The sequence below is a fragment of the Anaerobiospirillum thomasii genome (assembly GCF_900445255.1).
GTDB classification, from domain to species: domain Bacteria; phylum Pseudomonadota; class Gammaproteobacteria; order Enterobacterales; family Succinivibrionaceae; genus Anaerobiospirillum_A; species Anaerobiospirillum_A thomasii.
The window spans coordinates 871,643-889,928 of record NZ_UAPU01000005.1; the positions used below are offsets into that span (position 1 = coordinate 871,643).

Sequence of the window (18,286 nt, forward strand, 5' to 3'; positions counted from 1 at the left end):
TAAGGATGCGCAATGGTATTGTAGACGTGAGTAGATGCGCCAGGTATTAGGCATATCCACGCTGATAGGTTTTATCCTCTCTTGCCTATGACACCTGTAACCGCATCTACATTCTGTGTATAAAAGGTTAACCAGTTGCGCTATAAAGTGTAATTAAAATCACTTGATCTTAAGGTATTGTATGGTGTCACATAATACCTATCATCCATCCAACACTTTTAGTCAGATCTGTCCTGCTTTGCAATATTACCAAGAGATACAATCTCGCAGCTTTTTTGATAAAAGCCAATACCTATGCCATAGATTTGCTCATAATAATCTAAATAAGGTGTTGCATAGTTTTTAGACCTAATCTGCTCTAAAGCCTCGTTTGCAACTTTGATACAGTTTTTTACATGTCCAGTGGCTTTTTTAAACTCCAGGATAACTACTCTTTTATTTTTATAGTCATCAAGAATGATATCGCTATAGCCAAGACCTCTTTCGCTCTCATCTAATACCCTTATTCTTTTACTTCTTGCAACATAAACTAAAAGACCCTGCATCAAGCCATGATAGTATTGCTCTGAGCCTGAGTGTCTTATACTTATATAGGTTGCCAATACTGCATTGATAATAGCCTGAGCCTTGTCAATATCATTGCTCATCAGTGCATCTAAAAGCTTAAAGCCTTCATCTTTCCAGACATCATTGTCATTAGAATATAAGCAAGAGAATTTGGTCTCAAAGGCTTGCCTTACCTCATAGTTTGGTATTTTAACGCTTACCATTCCTTTGAGTTTTGAATTTTCATCAAAGGTGACATAGCCTGTTTGCAGCATCATGGTACAAAAGGTATCAAAGCTCATACCTTGTTTAATATCAGGATAAACACTAAATTCAGAGAGTTTTATTAAAACTGATTTACCATCCATTAAATCCTGTAGCTTTTGTATATTGTCACCGTCATTAGCCTCTATTGAGTTTTTAGTAAACAGAGTGATGATGTCATTGCCAGAGGTGTTGACCCAATAGGCCTCAGGCTCCTCGCTACCATCAGTTACTGATAAACAGTACTCCATTAAAGACCACGGGCAGTAGACATTCTCATGGCCAAATCTATAGCCGTTATACCACTTTTTAATCTCATCTCTTTTAGACTCTACCCCAAAGTCACATAGAATTTTATCGGTTTCCTCCTGTGTAAATCCAAAGAACGAGGAATAGAGCTTAGAGTTAACATTAAAGGTGGTAAAGTTATTAGCATCAGTAAAGACACTTTGATGGGCAATTTTTAAACAGCCTGTAATAATGCCCTTATACAGCCAGGCATCAGGATCTTGTTTAAAGGTATTAACACTTATATCACGGATAATAGCAAGCATTTTCTCATAGTAAGGCTCTTGGGCCACAACAGCCTTTTGCAATGGGACATCATACTCATCTATAAGGATTAAAACTTGTCTGTCATACTCTGTATAGAGCATATCAGCTAGTGTTGGTATGAAGGTTCCACAATAGGATATTGCCTTATCAAGCAAAGCATCATTTTTTAATTCACCTTTGTGTTTGAAACAAAAATTGTAAATGCTTAAAAAAAGATCCTTTTGCGCCTGAGGTATTTTTTTACTATCAGCAAGAAACAGAAAATATTTATACAGCAGTGCTATCTTAGTAATAATTTTATCAACGGCATGATGAAAACATAGGCCCTCAACACCTCTAAAGGAGACATAGATAACAGGCAGCTGTCCCATGACCTTATCGCGCAGCTCTTTATACTCATCCTGAGAGACTGCAAGATTACGGTCATTGTCTATAAAGAGTTTTTGCTGATAGGTAATATCCCCAGGATTTTTATAGTCAAGCTCACAAAAGGCCTTTATCATGGACATATTTAAAGTTTTTCCAAAGCGACGGGGTCTTGTAAATAAGGCATTTTCCACCCCTTTAGGACTGTAAAAGAGTGTTTTTAAGAATGAGGTTTTATCTACATAATAAGCATTAGACTCAATAAGCTTTTCAAAGCTCTCACAGCCTGGCAATACAGATATCATGTCATTTATGTCCATAATAAAAACCTTTAATGTTCCTAGAAATATGTGGTGCTTTGTATAGTACTTGTATGACTTTTTGAGTATCCATCTGAGTATTTTTTTCCTATGATACTAGCATTCTGGATAAATTAGAAACTGACACTTAGGTAGTGTATTGTGTCACATGATACCCATCTTACATACAGCACTTTTTAGTTAGCTCTGTCCTGCTTTGCAATATTACCAAGAGATACAATCTCGCAGCCTTTTTGATAAAAGCCAATACCAATGCCATAGATTTGCTCATAATAATCTAAATAAGTTGCCGCATAGTTTTTAGCCCTGATCTGCTCTAAAGCCTCGTTTGCAACTTTGATACAGTTTTTTACATGTTCAGTGGCTTTTTTAAACTCCAGGATAACTACTCTTTTGTTTTTATAGTCATCAAGAATGATATCGCTATAGCCAAGGCCTCTTTCGCTCTCATCTAATACCCTTATTCTTTTACTACTAGCAACATAAACTAAAAGACCCTGCATCAAGCCATGATAGTATTGCTCTGAGCCTGAGTGTCTTATACTTATATAGGTATCAAGAACAAAGTTTATAATCTTCTGAGCCTTAATAATATCATTATGCAAAAGCGCATCTAAAAGCTTAAAGCCCTCATCTTTCCAGCTATCATTATCATTTGAATAAAAGTAAGAGAATTTGGTCTCAAAGGCCTGCCTTACCTCATAGTTTGGTATTTTAACGCTGACCATTCCTTTGAGTTTTGAATTTTCATCAAAGGTGACATAGCCTGTTTGCAGCATCATGGTACAAAAGGTATCAAAGCTCATACCTTGTTTAATATCAGGATAAACACTAAATTCAGAGAGTTTTATTAAAACTGATTTACCATCCATTAAATCCTGTAGCTTTTGTATATTGTCAGCATCATTAGCCTTAATTGAGTTTTTAGTAAACAGTGTAATAATGTCATTGCCTGAGGTGTTGACCCAGAAGGCCTCAGGCTCATTGCTGCCGTTGCGTTTTGATGCGGCGCAGTACTCCATTAAAGACCATGAGCAGTAGACATAATCATCTCCAAATCTATAGCCGTTATACCACTTTTTAATCTCATCTCTTTTAGACTCTACACCAAAGTCACTGATGATTTTATCAGTCTGCTCCTGCGTAAAGCCAAAGAATGTAGTGTAACTCTCATCGTTGACATTAAAAGTGGTAAAGTTATTAGCATCAGTAAAGACACTTTGATGAGCAATTTTTAAACAGCCAGTGACAATGCCCTTATACAGCCATGGATTACCCTGCTGTTTAAAGACAGATATGCTTATACTTCTTATGATGGAGAGCATTTCATCATAGTAAGGCTCTTTAGCCACTACAGCCTTTTGCAATGGCACATCATACTCATCTATAAGAATTAATACCTGTCTTTTAAATTCTTTATGTAAAAGAAATGCAAGAATTCTTATAAAAGATTTACAGCAAGAAACAGCTTTATTTAAGCTTCTACTCTCATCAAGATTATTTATTTCATCTGTGCAAACATTATAGATATTTATAAAACGCCTTTTGTCGTTATCTGAGAGTATGCTACTTTCTTGTAAAAATAAGAAGTTATCATAAACTTCATATATTATATTCAAAAACTCCTCTATTGCCTCTTTAAAACAAAGGCCTGCAATACCTTTAAAAGAGACATAGATAACAGGCAGCTGTCCCATGACCTTATCACGCAGCTCTTTGTAATCATCCTGAGCTACAGCAAGATTACGGCCATTGTCTATAAAGAGTTTTTGCTGATAGGTAATATCCCCAGGATTTTTATAGTCAAGCTCACAAAAGGCCTTAATCATGGACATATTTAAGGTTTTTCCAAAGCGACGGGGTCTTGTGAATAAGGCATTTTCAACCTCATCAGAGCTTTCAAGGAGATTTTTTAAGTATGAGGTTTTATCTACATAATAAGCATTAGATTCAATAAGCTTTTCAAAGCTCTCACAGCCTGGCAATACTTTTGGTTTTGCGTGTGTGTCCATAATAAAAACCTTTAATCTTCCAAGAAATATGTGGTGCCTTTGTATAGAACTTGTATGACTTTTTGAGTATCCATCTGAGTATTTTTTCCTATGATACTAGCATTCTTGATAAATCAGAATACTGACACTTAGGTAGTGTATGGTGTCATATAATACCTATCTTACATCCAATACTTTTTAGTCAGATCTGACCTGCTTTGCAATATTACCAAGAGATACAATCTCGCAGCTTTTTTGATAAAAGCCAATACCTATGCCATAGATTTGCTCATAATAATCTAAATAAGGTGTTGCATAGTTTTTAGCCCTAATCTGCTCTAAAGCCTCGTTTGCAACTTTGATACAGTTTTTTACATGTCCAGTGGCTTTTTTAAACTCCAGGATAACTACTCTTTTGTTTTTATAGTCATCAAGAATGATATCGCTATAGCCAAGGCCTCTTTCGCTCTCATCTAATACCCTTATTCTTTTACTTCTTGCAACATAAACTAAAAGACCCTGCATCAAGCCATGATAGTATTGCTCTGAGCCTGAGTGTCTTATACTTATATAGGTTGCCAATACTGCATTGATAATATCCTGAGCCATGTCAATATCATTGCTCATCATTGCATCTAAAAGCTTAAAGCCTTCATCTTTCCAGACATCATTGTCATTAGAATATAAGCAAGAGAATTTGGTCTCAAAGGCTTGCCTTACCTCATGGTTTGGTATTTTAACGCTTACCATTCCTTTGAGTTTTGAATTTTCATCAAAGGTGACATAGCCTGTTTGCAGCATCATGGTACAAAAGGTATCAAAGCTCATACCTTGTTTAATATCAGGATAAACACTAAATTCAGAGAGTTTTATTAAAACTGATTTACCATCCATTAAATCCTGTAGCTTTTGTATATTGTCACCGTCATTAGCCTCTATTGAGTTTTTAGTAAACAGAGTAATAATGTCATTGCCTGAGGTGTTGACCCAGAAGGCCTCAGGCTCATTGCTGCCGTTGCGTTTTGATGCGGCGCAGTACTCCATTAAAGACCATGGGCAGTAGACATAATCATCTCCAAATCTATAGCCGTTATACCACTTTTTAATCTCATCTCTTTTAGACTCTACCCCAAAGTCACATAGAATTTTATCAGTCTGCTCCTGCGTAAAGCCAAAGAATGAGGAATAGAGCTTAGAGTTGACATTAAAGGTTGTAAAGTTATTAGCATCAGTAAAGACACTTTGATGGGCAATTTTTAAGCAGCCTGTAATAATGCCCTTATACAGCCAGGCATCAGGATCTTGTTTAAAGGTATTAACACTTATATCACGGATAATGGCAAGCATTTTATTATAGTAAGGCTTCTCAGCCACAACTGCCTTTTGCAATGGCACATCATACTCATCTATAAGGATTAAAACCTTTGTGCCATAGGCAAGGTATAACATTTTTGCAAGATTGGGTATAAAAAGACCACAATAAGTTACAGCATCATTGAGTTTTGTTAAATCTGCTGATAGATTAAGGTTATTTGCGCAAAAATCGAATATAGTGGAAAAAATATTTTTTCTGTTATCTGATATTTTGGGATTATCAAGCAAAAAGGCAAATGCTTCATATAAGTTGAAAATCTTAATTACTAATTTTTCAACAGCCTCATAAAAGCAAGAGCCCTCAACACCTCTAAAGGAGACATAGATAACAGGCAGCTGTCCCATAACCTTAGCACGCAGCTCTTTGTACTCATCCTGAGCTACAGCAAGATTACGGCCATTGTCTATAAAGAGCTTTTGCTGATAGGTTGTATCCCCAGGATTTTTATAGTCAAGCTCACAAAAGGCCTTAATCATGGACATATTTAAGGTTTTGCCAAAGCGACGGGGTCTTGTGAATAAGGCATTTTCAACCTCATCAGAGCTTTCAAGGAGATTTTTTAAGTATGAGGTTTTATCTACATAATAAGCATTAGATTCAATAAGCTTTCCAAAGATCTCACATCCTGGTAATACTTTTGGCTTTGCGTGTGTGTCCATAATAAAAACCTTTAATCTTCCAAGAAATATGTGGTGCCTTTGTATAGAACTTGTATGACTTTTTGAGTATCCATCTGAGTATTTTTTCCTATGATACTAGCATTCTTGATAAATCAGAATACTGACACTTAGGTAGTGTATGGTGTCATATAATACCTATCTTACATCCAATACTTTTTAGTCAGATCTGACCTGCTTTGCAATATTACCAAGAGATGCTATCTCACAGTATTTTCTACAAAAGCCAATACCTATGCCGTATACCTGTGTATACTGCGTATCAAAAAGATCTGTATATCTTTTTTTTATAATCTGCTCTGTAGCCTCATTAGCTGTCCTAAGGCATAGATCTTCATCGCCAGCGCGCTTAAACTCCAGGATTACAGCTCTTTTATGCATAAAATCTTTAAGTATAATATCGCTATAGCCAATACCGCTTTCAGACTCATCTAGTACCTTAACTCTCTTCTTTTGTGCAGCGGTTAGTAAAAGACCCTGCATCAAGCCATGATAGTATTGCTCTGAGCCTGAGTGTCTTATACTTATATATGTTGCCAATACTGCATTGATAATAGCCTGAGCCATGTCAATATCATTGCTCATCATTGCATCTAAAAGCTTAAAGCCTTCATCTTTCCAGACATCATTGTCATTAGAATATAAGCAAGAGAATTTGGTCTCAAAGGCTTGCCTTACCTCATGGTTTGGTATTTTAACGCTTACCATTCCTTTGAGTTTTGAATTTTCATCAAAGGTGACATAGCCTGTTTGCAGCATCATGGTACAAAAGGTATCAAAGCTCATACCTTGTTTAATATCAGGATAAACACTAAATTCAGAGAGTTTTATTAAAACTGATTTACCATCCATTAAATCCTGTAGCTTTTGTATATTGTCAGCATCATTAGCCTCTATTGAGTTTTTAGTAAACAGAGTAATAATGTCATTGCCAGAGGTGTTGACCCAATAGGCCTCAGGCTCCTCGCTACCATCAGTTACTGATAAACAGTACTCCATTAAAGACCATGGGCAGTAGACATTCTCATGGCCAAATCTATAGCCGTTATACCACTTTTTAATCTCATCTCTTTTAGACTCTACCCCAAAGTCACATAGAATTTTATCGGTTTCCTCCTGTGTAAATCCAAAGAACGAGGAATAGAGCTTAGAGTTAACATTAAAGGTGGTAAAGTTATTAGCATCAGTAAAGACACTTTGATGGGCAATTTTTAAACAGCCTGTAATAATGCCCTTATACAGCCAGGCATCAGGATCTTGTTTAAAGGTATTAACACTTATATCACGGATAATAGCAAGCATTTTCTCATAGTAAGGCTCTTGGGCCACAACAGCCTTTTGCAATGGGACATCATACTCATCTATAAGGATTAAAACTTGTCTGTCATACTCTGTATAGAGCATATCAGCTAGTGTTGGTATGAAGGTTCCACAATAGGATATTGCCTTATCAAGCAAAGCATCATTTTTTAATTCACCTTTGTGTTTGAAACAAAAATTGTAAATGCTTAAAAAAAGATCCTTTTGCGCCTGAGGTATTTTTTTACTATCAGCAAGAAACAGAAAATATTTATACAGCAGTGCTATCTTAGTAATAATTTTATCAACGGCATGATGAAAACATAGGCCCTCAACACCTCTAAAGGAGACATAGATAACAGGCAGCTGTCCCATGACCTTATCGCGCAGCTCTTTATACTCATCCTGAGAGACTGCAAGATTACGGTCATTGTCTATAAAGAGTTTTTGCTGATAGGTAATATCCCCAGGATTTTTATAGTCAAGCTCACAAAAGGCCTTTATCATGGACATATTTAAAGTTTTTCCAAAGCGACGGGGTCTTGTAAATAAGGCATTTTCCACCCCTTTAGGACTGTAAAAGAGTGTTTTTAAGAATGAGGTTTTATCTACATAATAAGCATTAGACTCAATAAGCTTTTCAAAGCTCTCACAGCCTGGCAATACAGATATCATGTCATTTATGTCCATAATAAAAACCTTTAATGTTCCTAAAAATATGTGGTGCTTTGTATTGTACTTTTATGACTTTTTGTGCATACATCTGAGCGTTTTATTTCTATGATACTAGCATTCTTGATAAATTAGAATACATACTGTCAATGCTTGTAAATGTAGCTCACAAGAGCCCTGTCTCCTACATAATTTATCTATAATATGATTTAACTACACAAGTTGTTAGTAACTAGAAACTATTAGGACCCTTTAAAAAGTCGCTGATCTATATAGAATATTTCCAAAACGGAGGAGACTATATGGATCGCCCAAATTTAAAATCTGTAAATAATCTTTCTGAAGAAGAACGTAAGGCTCTTACTAACGATTTGATTCAGACCAAGCTTTGCTCTTATCAATTAAGCCATAAGTATGGTATGGCCACTCAGCGTAGCATTTTAATTTTCGCCCGAGAGATCTTAGGTGATCTGTTTGAAAGTCGCGAGCAACTGGCCTTGATAACATTGCTTAAAGAAATATACCGTCTGGTGAAGGACGGAAGAGGATTAGCATATATTTGTAAAAAGTTTGGTATTTCAAATCACTTCGGTTATAAAATCATAAGACAGTTTTCACATCCTACCACAAAATATTGTATTGAGAATGGTACGCTGCTTAAGTCTGCCGATGGCATGTATCTGCCAACACTAATACTTCATTATAACAATGATATTCCACAGAACAATAAAGAGCATGAGCTGGCAGATACCCAAGGCAGTTATGTCTGCTCTGAAAAGTTAAAGCCATTTAGTTTTATAGATGTAATTGATGATGCTCAGTCAGAGGCCACACCCTTAGCAGATACAACACTACCAGCTGAAGCTCTGCCTTCACATGATATGGCAGGTTCATCAACCATGTCGGTGGCTTTAAGAAGTCAAACAGAGGAAGAAGACGGCGTCAAATCGGTTCCTGCGCTTATAAATCAGGATGGTGTAACCCACTCAGATACTAAATCAAATCATTTGATAAAAGTAAATATGGGCACTATCTCTTTTGAATACTGCAGTGTAGCTGAGCCAGAGCTATCTATAGCAAAACTTATAAGTCATATTGGCATAAATCAGGCGTGAGCTTAGGAGATAGATAATGTTTTTACCTCAGAATATGCGTATTGTGCTGGTCCGAGAGCCTGTCAGTGGCCGTTTTGGCATGTACAGGCTTTTAGCTCAGCTGTCTAATAATGCATTTGGTGTTGGCTGGAACGGAGTAGACCGCATAGCAGTACTTACCTTTAACAAGAAAAGGACCATAGCCACGATGATTATAGTGGATAGTAGTGGAACTTCGCTGGTACGCAGAGTACTCAACTCTGGTCGTTTTGATATAGAGCTAGATGAAGGAAAAATTCCCCTTTCTTATACTCGCAGTGAGCTTGAAGAGCTGCTAAGACTTGATACTTAAGTTGCGATTTAAACCATTGAAAATAAAAGAAAAATATCTGTATAGAATTGTGATATAAATCACCTAAAAATGCTGTTATTTTAGGTGATTTTCTTTATTTATCAATATAATTATGGTATAATTGACCTATCCACGAATTGAGGTGTTTATTATGCCTATTGATAAAAATTCCATAAAAAATCTGCCACAGGATGAGCCTGTATCAGTATATAAAGACAAGGGCAAAATTTATGTGGCTGTATATAAAACTCAGGTAGATGAAGCTACTGGAAGAAAAAAGAGAATAAGAACTATTGTAGGCCGTGTGGTTGATAATACCTATTACTCTATGGAAGAGTTTCATAGCCGCTTTAAAAAGGATTTGTCTTTACGCGAAGTTCCAGATGGCTCTGTACCAACGAGGCGCAGGCATGCCAGGCTTAATACCACACTTAAAGAGCATGGCGTGGATTTGAGCAAGGTTAAAAATCTGCCCACAGGTCCTGATGTCCGTATCTATAAGACAGGTAATTTTATCTATGTGGTCGAGCGTAAGCGCTTTAAAGTCGATGACAAGTATAAAACTCAGACCATATATCTGGGCAAGATAATAAACAACTGCTATTACACCATGGAGCAGTGCAAGGCAATGAATAACAGCAGACGCAGGAAGCAAAGCTGACCTGCATACTTCTATGGGTTTGGCCTCAGGTACGGTACAATACGGATATAAGGATATTAATATGGCTCACTTAGATCGCAACAACAGTAACACAGCCCCTGCCACCAATATTGCAGGTACAGACTTAAATGCTCTTAGCAAGGAGCAGCTTATTGCTCTGCTGCAGGAGCAGAGCCGGCAGCATAAAAAAGAGATGCAGGAGCAGAGCCAGCAGCATAAAAAAGAAATGCAGGAGCTACAGAGTCATTCTGTTAAAGAGCAGAAAAGCCAGATTGATATCATAACCAGGCTGCGAGCCCATATTAAAAGTCAGGATACACGTATAAACGAGCTAAATGACTCTGTTGCCGATTATAAGAAGCTAACTTCTGAACAGAAGAATGAAATTGAGGAGCTCAAGGCAGGCAATGCAGGCCAGAAGGACGTTATAGTCAATGCACTCACCTTTATCAAGGATAACAGAGATGCCTTTGCAAATCTTATAAAGGACAATCCTCCTGAGGATTTATATAATCTAAAAGAGATTAACTCATATCTGATGATATTTTTATCCAATGCCCGCATTGCTACTGCACAACTTGGCAGATATATAAGGGGTACATATGTATCATCACAAAGCGAGAGCAATAAAAACTATAAAATCCAGAGCGATTCTGAAAATAGCTCAGATTCCAGCATAAAAGGCTCAGAGAGCGCCAGTGCAAATAACGTAGAGCCAAAAGACAGCGAAAATACTGCACCAACCTATGCCACATACCCTGATTATACAGAGCATAAAGATGTAGATGTGGCAGCGGCCTCTATAGTCAGCCACGATGACAGGGACATGGAAGAGCTCTCTTTAATGTGTGATGTGGAGGAGAAAGAGTGCTGTGCTGACAGCATGTCCACACTGCAAAGCGTGCAAAGTGTTATTGAGCTGTCAGGTGAGATTAGAAAAAATAATAAAAACTCAGCAGGTGTGGTTTTAGATCCACTTGCAGAAGAAAGGAGCATTTTAAATCTCTCTAAAGACAGCGACATTACAAAAGCCATCAAAGTGCCTACAGGTTTTAGAATCAGATGCTACTGCCCTACATGCAAACATATCCATGAATTTAAATTTGACGGCAAGGTTAAAAGAGCAAATGAGGTTAAAGAGTATCAGGGTATTGATACCAAAATCAGCCTCAGTGCTGTACAGAATCTCATAGGTGTAGGCTGCGGCACTACCATAGAATACAATCCTGCTCTGATAACTGCCTATGATACCTATGAGGTAAAAACCAGAAGCGATGATAGGCCTGAGGAAGGTGTTCGTAATTCAAACGAATGTGACTCAAAAATAGAACAGTCATTAAATCAAGAGGTTATTGTTACAAATCAGGACAGACAAAATACACCCAAAACCCACACGAATGAGTCTGCAGATAACAGCGAGCTTAAAAACTCAGACAATAAAGCTAAGGTTAACAAGAAGATCCTGCAGAATATCTGCCGCCATGATGGTGCAGTTAAAAGCTCACATGATATAGCCCATGATTTAATTAGCTATAAGGGCAGAAATGACATTATAAATCCCAACACTTTTGATTTTGATGCCTTTGCCTTGCTGCCATGCTTTAATAAATGCGCTCTATCTGCTGGGCTTATGAGTGCATTACACTCAATGTTTGCCATGCTCAGTGCTCCTAAGAGCCGTATTACCACCATGCTCAACGGCCTGGGTGTTGACTGGTCGCGTGTACATATCACAGATATTATAAATGGAGGCTCAAGAGCTTTTTTCCATGGAGTGGCTGAGGTTATTCATAATGACATGCTCTATAACTGTCGCAGCGTTATTATGGACGAGACCACACTTAAGGTACGCTCGCAAAAGACTAAAGGCGGTTATATTAAAAAGTCACAGTTATGGTGTATGGCCACATCCTGGACGGAGGAGGTAAGTGCCACCTATTTCAGAGCCTCAGACAGTAGAAATGCTGACAATGTCCTGGATTTGCTCGACAGTAAAAATCCAAGCTCAATTGATACTATAACCACTGATGGCTATGCAGGTTATGATGCTGCCGTCGAGGAGTTTAAAAAGGCCGGCATAGATATCTGCCATGCCTCGTGCTGGACTCATGCCAGACGACCTCTGCACCGCTATTTAACTGAATCAGGACTGCTTAAAATCTACAATCAATATCTGCTGCCAGATGGCTGTGAGATGAGTGCTTTTATGGAGAACCTGATAAAATATGAGCAAAAGAATAAAGGTGCAAAATCTTTATCTGCTCTGAACAGAGACTGTTTTATTGTCTATTACCTCATCAACTGCCTGTTTTATATAGACAGCAGCGCCTGGCAGGAAGCTATCATTAAAGGCACCTCATTTGAAGATGAGATAGAAAAGTACAGAAAGAATATATCCTCTAAGGTGCTGGATGCTATATTTGATGTGGTAAGACACATAATCAGAGAAAATGGCAATATAGTTATTAAATGCTCTGGCAGTCGCCATGGCCGTGTCAAATACAGAAAATCAAATCAGCATGCTGTCTCTGGTCCTCTTATCTATCTGCTCAATCAGGAGACAAAGCTCAGAGAGTTTGTAGATAAACCACATATAGAGCTATCCTCATCAGCAGCTGAAAGAGCTATAAGGCTGGGAGCCTGTGCGCGTCACAGTTTCCAGTTTTTAAATCACCCGGACAGTGCTCAGGCTTTTGCAGATCACCTGACTATTGCCAATACCTGTACAATGAATAATGTATCATTTACGCAGTATACATTATGGCTTATGGCCAATATCAGATATAGAATTGTGCAGAAACTGATGCTCGAAGGTATGCAGTCACATGCAGTTTCACTGCCAAAATCAAGAACAGAAATTATTGAAGATGGGGACAATAAAGTAAAGATCCGCATTGGGCTGTATGATAAGGCTAATAAGACCATATTTGATGAAATCAGCTATGAAGGACTTACCCCATACGATTTCAAGACTCTGATCTTAAGTCATGGAGAATGATAACCAAGCCTCGGCTCTTTGTGAGCCAAGGCCTATATAAGTGATTAAATGTGTCTTATATTGAGCGCTGCTGAAAATTTTACCTCTGATAACAAGGCTTTTTATCAAAGCATGCATTTAAATAAAAGCCTCTAATGATCCTACACTCTCTGCACTCGAGCTGCTGACCGTCTATAGCCATATATCAAAGCCGGCATGGCTACTCTAATCTATTTGCAACAAGGCAGATCCTATGGGTTTCCCCATGGGAGTTATAGTAATCTGACTTGGTTTTACAATCTAGGGTCGCAATAGTTACTAGTTACAGTTGTTACATATTAGTGGTGCTAACAGGTCAACTGCCAAAAGCGACGCAGTCTGTTGGCATCTTAGATCATGCTCATATGAATATTTAAGATCACATCATATTGTCACAGCAAAACTGTCAATCACTTACATAACGAAGTGGCTTTACCTGGCCTTTGACTAGCTGTCAGTTTTTGCTTTTGTGGTAAGAATGTAATAGCATTGAGACTTTAGAATAGGCTGAGTTACTTTATAAGACAAAAATAAAGTGCAAGAGTAAAATCAAACAGCTTTCAACTTGCGTCGTTTTTTGTAAAAGATCTCTTACTTTGAGTGTAACAAGATAAACTTTAATCAGTTCTGCTACAGATAAAACCTGCATCAGTTTTTTGATGAAGAGAATCTTGGTCTTACTCTTATAATAAGGTAATGGTGGCTTAAACCAGATACAGCTATGTTTACATATTCTGAAAAAGACTAAGTATTGACAGTAATGCCTTAAGATTAGTTCTCCTAACTCTGTCTTATTTACACTAGATAAAAACCCTGTTCTTATTAAACCACTCCTTATATGTGTATGTAGGCAAAAGGGTCAGGGGTATATACTTATAAGCTATCTTTTTACGCTCACTGCGCTAAGAGCCACGCTACCTTAAAGTCTAATTATCTTTACATTATCTACAGCTCCCACCGCTTTAGCCGTCATTATCTGTCATGAACTGTCTGTTTTATTAAAAACGAGCTTTTAACTTTACCTTTTTGTTATAATCAAATCATACAGACTGAGGTAAATATGTATAAAAAAACCTATCTTCATGCCGATCGTGAAAAATCACTGTTAAGAGCCCATCCCTGGATTTTTTCAAAAGCCATAGACAGATATGATGATACTTTGGTCTCTGGCGATATAACCGAGGTATATGATGCCTCTGGCAACTATCTTGCAACAGGTGTTTTCTCAAGACACTCACAGATTGCCATAAGAGTTTTAAGCTTTAAAAAGCAGTGCATTGATTATGATTTTATTTATGCAAAAATACAACGCGCCTTATCTTTAAGAGAGGAGCTTCTCCCACCTGGCAATGATGGTATACGCCTTATAGCCTCAGAGGGTGATGGCATGCCAGGTCTTATTGTAGATAAATACAACAGCCATCTTGTTATATCCATAAGCTCCTATGCCATGGAGGTTATGCGAGACAATATTATAAAGGCCCTGCGCTCTTTACTGCCGGATATGTCAATCTATGAAAGATCTGACACCTCAGCGCGCAAAAAAGAAGGCCTTGAGAAAAGAAATACCATAATTTACGGCACTGAGCCTTCTGATGTTATCTACGTTAGAGAAAATAATGATATTTTTATGCCCATTGATATAAAAAATGGTCATAAAACAGGAGGTTATCTTGATCAAAGAGCCTCACGCCTAAGACTCTCGCAGATTGTAAAGGGCAAAAGCGTTTTAAACTGTTTTTGCTATACAGGCTGTTTTGGACTGTGGGCTCTAAAAGGTAGAGCCTCTCGCGTGATAAATGTCGATGTCTCAGCTCATGCCCTGTCTCTTGCCAAAGATGGTGTTATCTACAATCATCTTGATCCTGGCAGATGCAGATTTATAAAAGAGGATGTTTTTACCTATCTGCGCAAAGAGATTGAACTAGGTCACAGCTATGATGTCATAGTGCTTGATCCGCCAAAGTTTGTGCAGTCACAAAGCACCTTAAAATCAGGCTGCCGCGGCTATCAGGATATAAACAGACTTGCCATGCAGCTTGTATCTGACGGTGGCCGTCTTTTAACCTTTTCCTGCTCAGGTCTGATGCACAGCGATCTCTTTCAGAAAATTGTCTCAGATGCTGCCCTTGAGGCTAATGTTGAGGCCAGAATTATAGGCACACTGCGTCAGGATAAAGATCATGTTGTCCAATCCTCATGCCCCGAGAGCTTTTATCTAAAAGGTCTTGAGCTTGTAATATACAAAAAATAGGAATATGCCATGCTAGATATAATGACATTACCCGTTACAGTTTTTGCCCAGAACTGCCGTCTTATTGTAAATCAGGACAGCGGTAATGCTGTTGCCTGTGATGTGGGCGGCTCTGCAGCTGAGATTTTTCAGCTTATAGAGGATAATGGCTTTAACCTCAAAGCCATTGTGCTCACCCATGGCCATCTTGATCATGTGGGCGGTGCCAAGGCCTTGTCAGAGCTGGCCTCCTGTCCTATTATAGGACCATGCGTTGAGGACAGATTTTTATTTGAATCACTGCATGAGCAGGCAACAGCTTTTTCACTTCCAGACTGTGCCCCTTTTGAGCCTTTGTATGTCAAAGATGGCGATATTTTAAATTTCTTTGATGATGCCTCCTTTGAAGTTATCCATACACCAGGTCATACCCCAGGCGGTATATGTCTGTACTGTAAAGAGGAGAGCTTTTTGCTAAGCGGTGACACCCTCTTTGAAGGCTCTATTGGCAGAACAGACTTTGAGCGTGGCAGTTTTGATGATCTTATATCATCAATTAAAAATAAGCTCTTTACCCTGCCAGATAATGTTGATGTTATGCCAGGTCACGGCGAGGATACAACCATAGGTGCAGAAAAGGCCTCAAATCCTTTTGTGCGCTAGCGTGTTTAAGCTAAAGGCACAGCCTTTAGCTTGGATGTTAAGATCATGTTTAAGGCCCTTTGTCTAAAGATACATACAGGGCCTTTGCTCTCTTAGTGAAAATAATCTGCAATCTTATCCTTTTCAAGAGGTGGCAGACCTAGTCTTTTTCTTTCGATATTGAGCATATTCTCCTCAGGATCATCAAGATCTATACGCACAAAGTAGCCCTTGTCATTAAGTGCCTGCATCAGATCTGCAGCCTTGATCTTTGGCAGCACTCTGTCCTCATGCAGGGCAAACATCATCACAAACTGTGGGGTACCAAAAGCATCAAGCAGTCCAGATGGGATATGTGAAAATACATCCTTTTCTTTAATATAAAGGTATGATCTTAATTTCTTGGAGCTTTTGTATACATATACAAGCTGTTGTGCCATGTTTAACCTCAATTTAATCTTTTATATCTTATCTTTATTGAGTATTAACCTCAATAACCCATCTATACAGCAAAAGTACATCTTAGCTATAACATCATATGTTAAGATGATCTAAAGTCCGTGTGTACTATAAATTTAGAATTTTATGAATTTCAACAAAATTCACATTTGTAATCAAGGTAGATTTTTAATTGCTCAAAATCAATAACATCATCAAGGTAATCTCTTGGATTGATAGATATAATCACTTTATTAGCAATTTTATCTTTAGAGTTTACAAAGCAATCAATTATCATGCGACTCACACTTTCCTTTGTTGCTTCTTTTATTGCCGCTCTCCCAGAACCAATGAGTGGAACACAGAGCGTATCACAATGTCCCATCTCCAGAATAGCATCAACAACTGCTTTTAGGGCTATGCTAACATTTTCTATTGACTGCTCTATGGGCTTTCCATACTTATTAACATCATTTAGAGCAACAAAGTAAAAGTGTTTTCCTTCATGATTAATTTTGGCTACTGTACCAATAGGATATTTTTTTGTAGTTCCAAAACAATCATTAACATCATCTCCTGAAAGACCTTGGAGCTCTAAACTTTCGCTGATCTTTTTATCAAGATTATGTATGTTTTTTTTAAAATATTTTAACTGAAACCTTCCCTGAACACTTCGATAGCTAATATACTCATCTTGCATTTGCGTTCGAAAAAACGTATTGGTTGGAATTATATAACTATTTGCACCTCTAATAGAGAAAATGTCCTGAACACAAATTGCTAATTCCATATCACGATTAGATACCTTTTTTATATAGTTAACCATTTTTCGGTTAATTACACATGAAAAAAGCAATCCGACAATCATAATTATATGCCAATGCTCTTTTATAAATACCTCAAGCTTATCCCATGCGGCTAAATCTTTAAATAAAACAGCCAATGAATAAAACGAAGAAATATAGCCTATAGCGGTACAGATTAACTTATAAATACCCTTTAGTGTATTTACCTCTCCTGTAGTTAATTTCCAAAAAAGTCTTAGCCTATCAATCATATCCGAGGGCCTTCTTAATGCGTTGATAATTTCCTACATTTTTGCTTTCACCTTTGTTTATCCAGAAAGGAAAGGCTTCTGATTCATATTCTTTCATATATGCTGGAAGCCAACTTGGCTGATTATTCAAGGAATTATATATTATAATGATATCTTTTTCCCTTTTCTTGGCTTGGTAAAATTCATGTTGAAGATAAGAAAACTCATTAATATAACCTATATTATCATAAGGTTTAGAAGTTTTATCAAATTTACATTTACTGGTTCCAAGCGAGTTTTGTTTGTATGGGGTGCAGTCACAATGTTCACCGTCTTTAACACGTCTACAAAGATTTCCTGCAGTTCTAGTTCTTGTTTTATCTCCAATTATAAAAATAACTATTGAAGATATATTTATTTGTTTATTAAACTCATTCTTTAAATCACATGGACGACAATCTTGATCCTTAGAAACGCTACCGGAGACTACTTGGGCAGTATCAACATAATTTACCTTATAACGATTATCTTCTGCCCATTTATGCAATTCATCTACAACATCACGATCTCCGTTTTCTTCATCATAGTCCGCGCTTATATAAACACGTTTGCTTTCATTTATGTCCATTTTTAACTCCATTCATTTATACTATATAATTATTCAACTTTCCAGGTTGATAATTATAAGATACACTTAACTAATATTTTACTCTAAATGAGTTTCTAGCCTTTTTAACTCTTAAAGAGTC

At 37.4% G+C, this 18,286-nt stretch carries 13 protein-coding genes; 6 read left to right on the forward strand and 7 right to left on the reverse strand.

All coding sequences use genetic code 11. The annotated features are described in order from the left end of the window. Window positions 1–218 precede the first annotated feature (218 nt). From DRZ93_RS03970 to DRZ93_RS03985, 4 genes are all read right to left on the reverse strand, one after another. A complete protein-coding gene (locus tag DRZ93_RS03970) occupies window positions 219–2,051 on the reverse strand; it encodes an AAA family ATPase (protein WP_113745895.1) in 1,833 nt (610 codons plus the stop codon). Window positions 2,052–2,227: 176 nt separating this feature from the next. After that, window positions 2,228–4,063, reverse strand: coding sequence for an AAA family ATPase (locus DRZ93_RS03975; RefSeq protein WP_113745896.1), 1,836 nt, complete (start codon window positions 4,061–4,063; stop codon window positions 2,228–2,230). 177 nt (window positions 4,064–4,240) lie between these two features. After that, window positions 4,241–6,076 carry an AAA family ATPase gene (locus DRZ93_RS03980; RefSeq protein ID WP_113745897.1) on the reverse strand — a complete coding sequence of 612 codons (1,836 nt, stop codon included), beginning with the start codon at window positions 6,074–6,076 and terminating at the stop codon, window positions 4,241–4,243. Between the two features lie 177 nt (window positions 6,077–6,253). Beyond that, window positions 6,254–8,083 (reverse strand): AAA family ATPase, encoded by a 1,830-nt coding sequence (locus DRZ93_RS03985; protein WP_113745898.1) that lies wholly within the window; start codon window positions 8,081–8,083, stop codon window positions 6,254–6,256. A 284-nt stretch (window positions 8,084–8,367) separates the two neighbouring features. Here DRZ93_RS03985 and DRZ93_RS03990 point away from each other — a divergent pair, with 284 nt between their 5' ends. The 6 genes from DRZ93_RS03990 (at window position 8,368) to DRZ93_RS04015 (ending at window position 16,084) form a co-directional block, all read left to right on the forward strand. Further along, window positions 8,368–9,180 carry a hypothetical protein gene (locus tag DRZ93_RS03990; protein ID WP_113745866.1) on the forward strand — a complete coding sequence of 271 codons (813 nt, stop codon included), beginning with the start codon at window positions 8,368–8,370 and terminating at the stop codon, window positions 9,178–9,180. 16 nt (window positions 9,181–9,196) lie between these two features. Next, complete coding sequence (locus tag DRZ93_RS03995) at window positions 9,197–9,511, forward strand: hypothetical protein (protein ID WP_113743094.1); 315 nt, start codon at window positions 9,197–9,199, stop codon at window positions 9,509–9,511. Window positions 9,512–9,662: 151 nt separating this feature from the next. After that, window positions 9,663–10,172: a hypothetical protein gene (locus DRZ93_RS04000; RefSeq protein WP_113745867.1), complete on the forward strand. Its 510-nt coding sequence runs from the start codon at window positions 9,663–9,665 to the stop codon at window positions 10,170–10,172. Window positions 10,173–10,233: 61 nt separating this feature from the next. After that, window positions 10,234–13,170, forward strand: a complete 2,937-nt coding sequence (locus DRZ93_RS04005) for an IS66 family transposase (protein ID WP_172458021.1) — start codon at window positions 10,234–10,236, stop codon at window positions 13,168–13,170. A 1,078-nt stretch (window positions 13,171–14,248) separates the two neighbouring features. Beyond that, entirely contained in the window at window positions 14,249–15,442 is a 1,194-nt protein-coding gene (locus DRZ93_RS04010) for a class I SAM-dependent rRNA methyltransferase (protein ID WP_113745899.1), read from the forward strand. 9 nt (window positions 15,443–15,451) lie between these two features. Beyond that, window positions 15,452–16,084 (forward strand): MBL fold metallo-hydrolase, encoded by a 633-nt coding sequence (locus DRZ93_RS04015; RefSeq protein ID WP_113744854.1) that lies wholly within the window; start codon window positions 15,452–15,454, stop codon window positions 16,082–16,084. 92 nt (window positions 16,085–16,176) lie between these two features. On the opposite strand, the gene DRZ93_RS04020 is transcribed toward DRZ93_RS04015, so the two are convergent. The 3 genes from DRZ93_RS04020 to DRZ93_RS04030 form a co-directional block, all read right to left on the reverse strand. Beyond that, window positions 16,177–16,503, reverse strand: a complete 327-nt coding sequence (locus DRZ93_RS04020) for a YcgL domain-containing protein (RefSeq protein ID WP_113744855.1) — start codon at window positions 16,501–16,503, stop codon at window positions 16,177–16,179. 152 nt (window positions 16,504–16,655) lie between these two features. Further along, window positions 16,656–17,558, reverse strand: coding sequence for a macro domain-containing protein (locus DRZ93_RS04025; protein WP_113745900.1), 903 nt, complete (start codon window positions 17,556–17,558; stop codon window positions 16,656–16,658). Beyond that, window positions 17,551–18,165, reverse strand: a complete 615-nt coding sequence (locus tag DRZ93_RS04030; protein WP_113745901.1) for a hypothetical protein — start codon at window positions 18,163–18,165, stop codon at window positions 17,551–17,553. Before DRZ93_RS04030 ends, DRZ93_RS04025 begins: the two co-directional genes overlap by 8 nt. Window positions 18,166–18,286 lie beyond the last annotated feature (121 nt).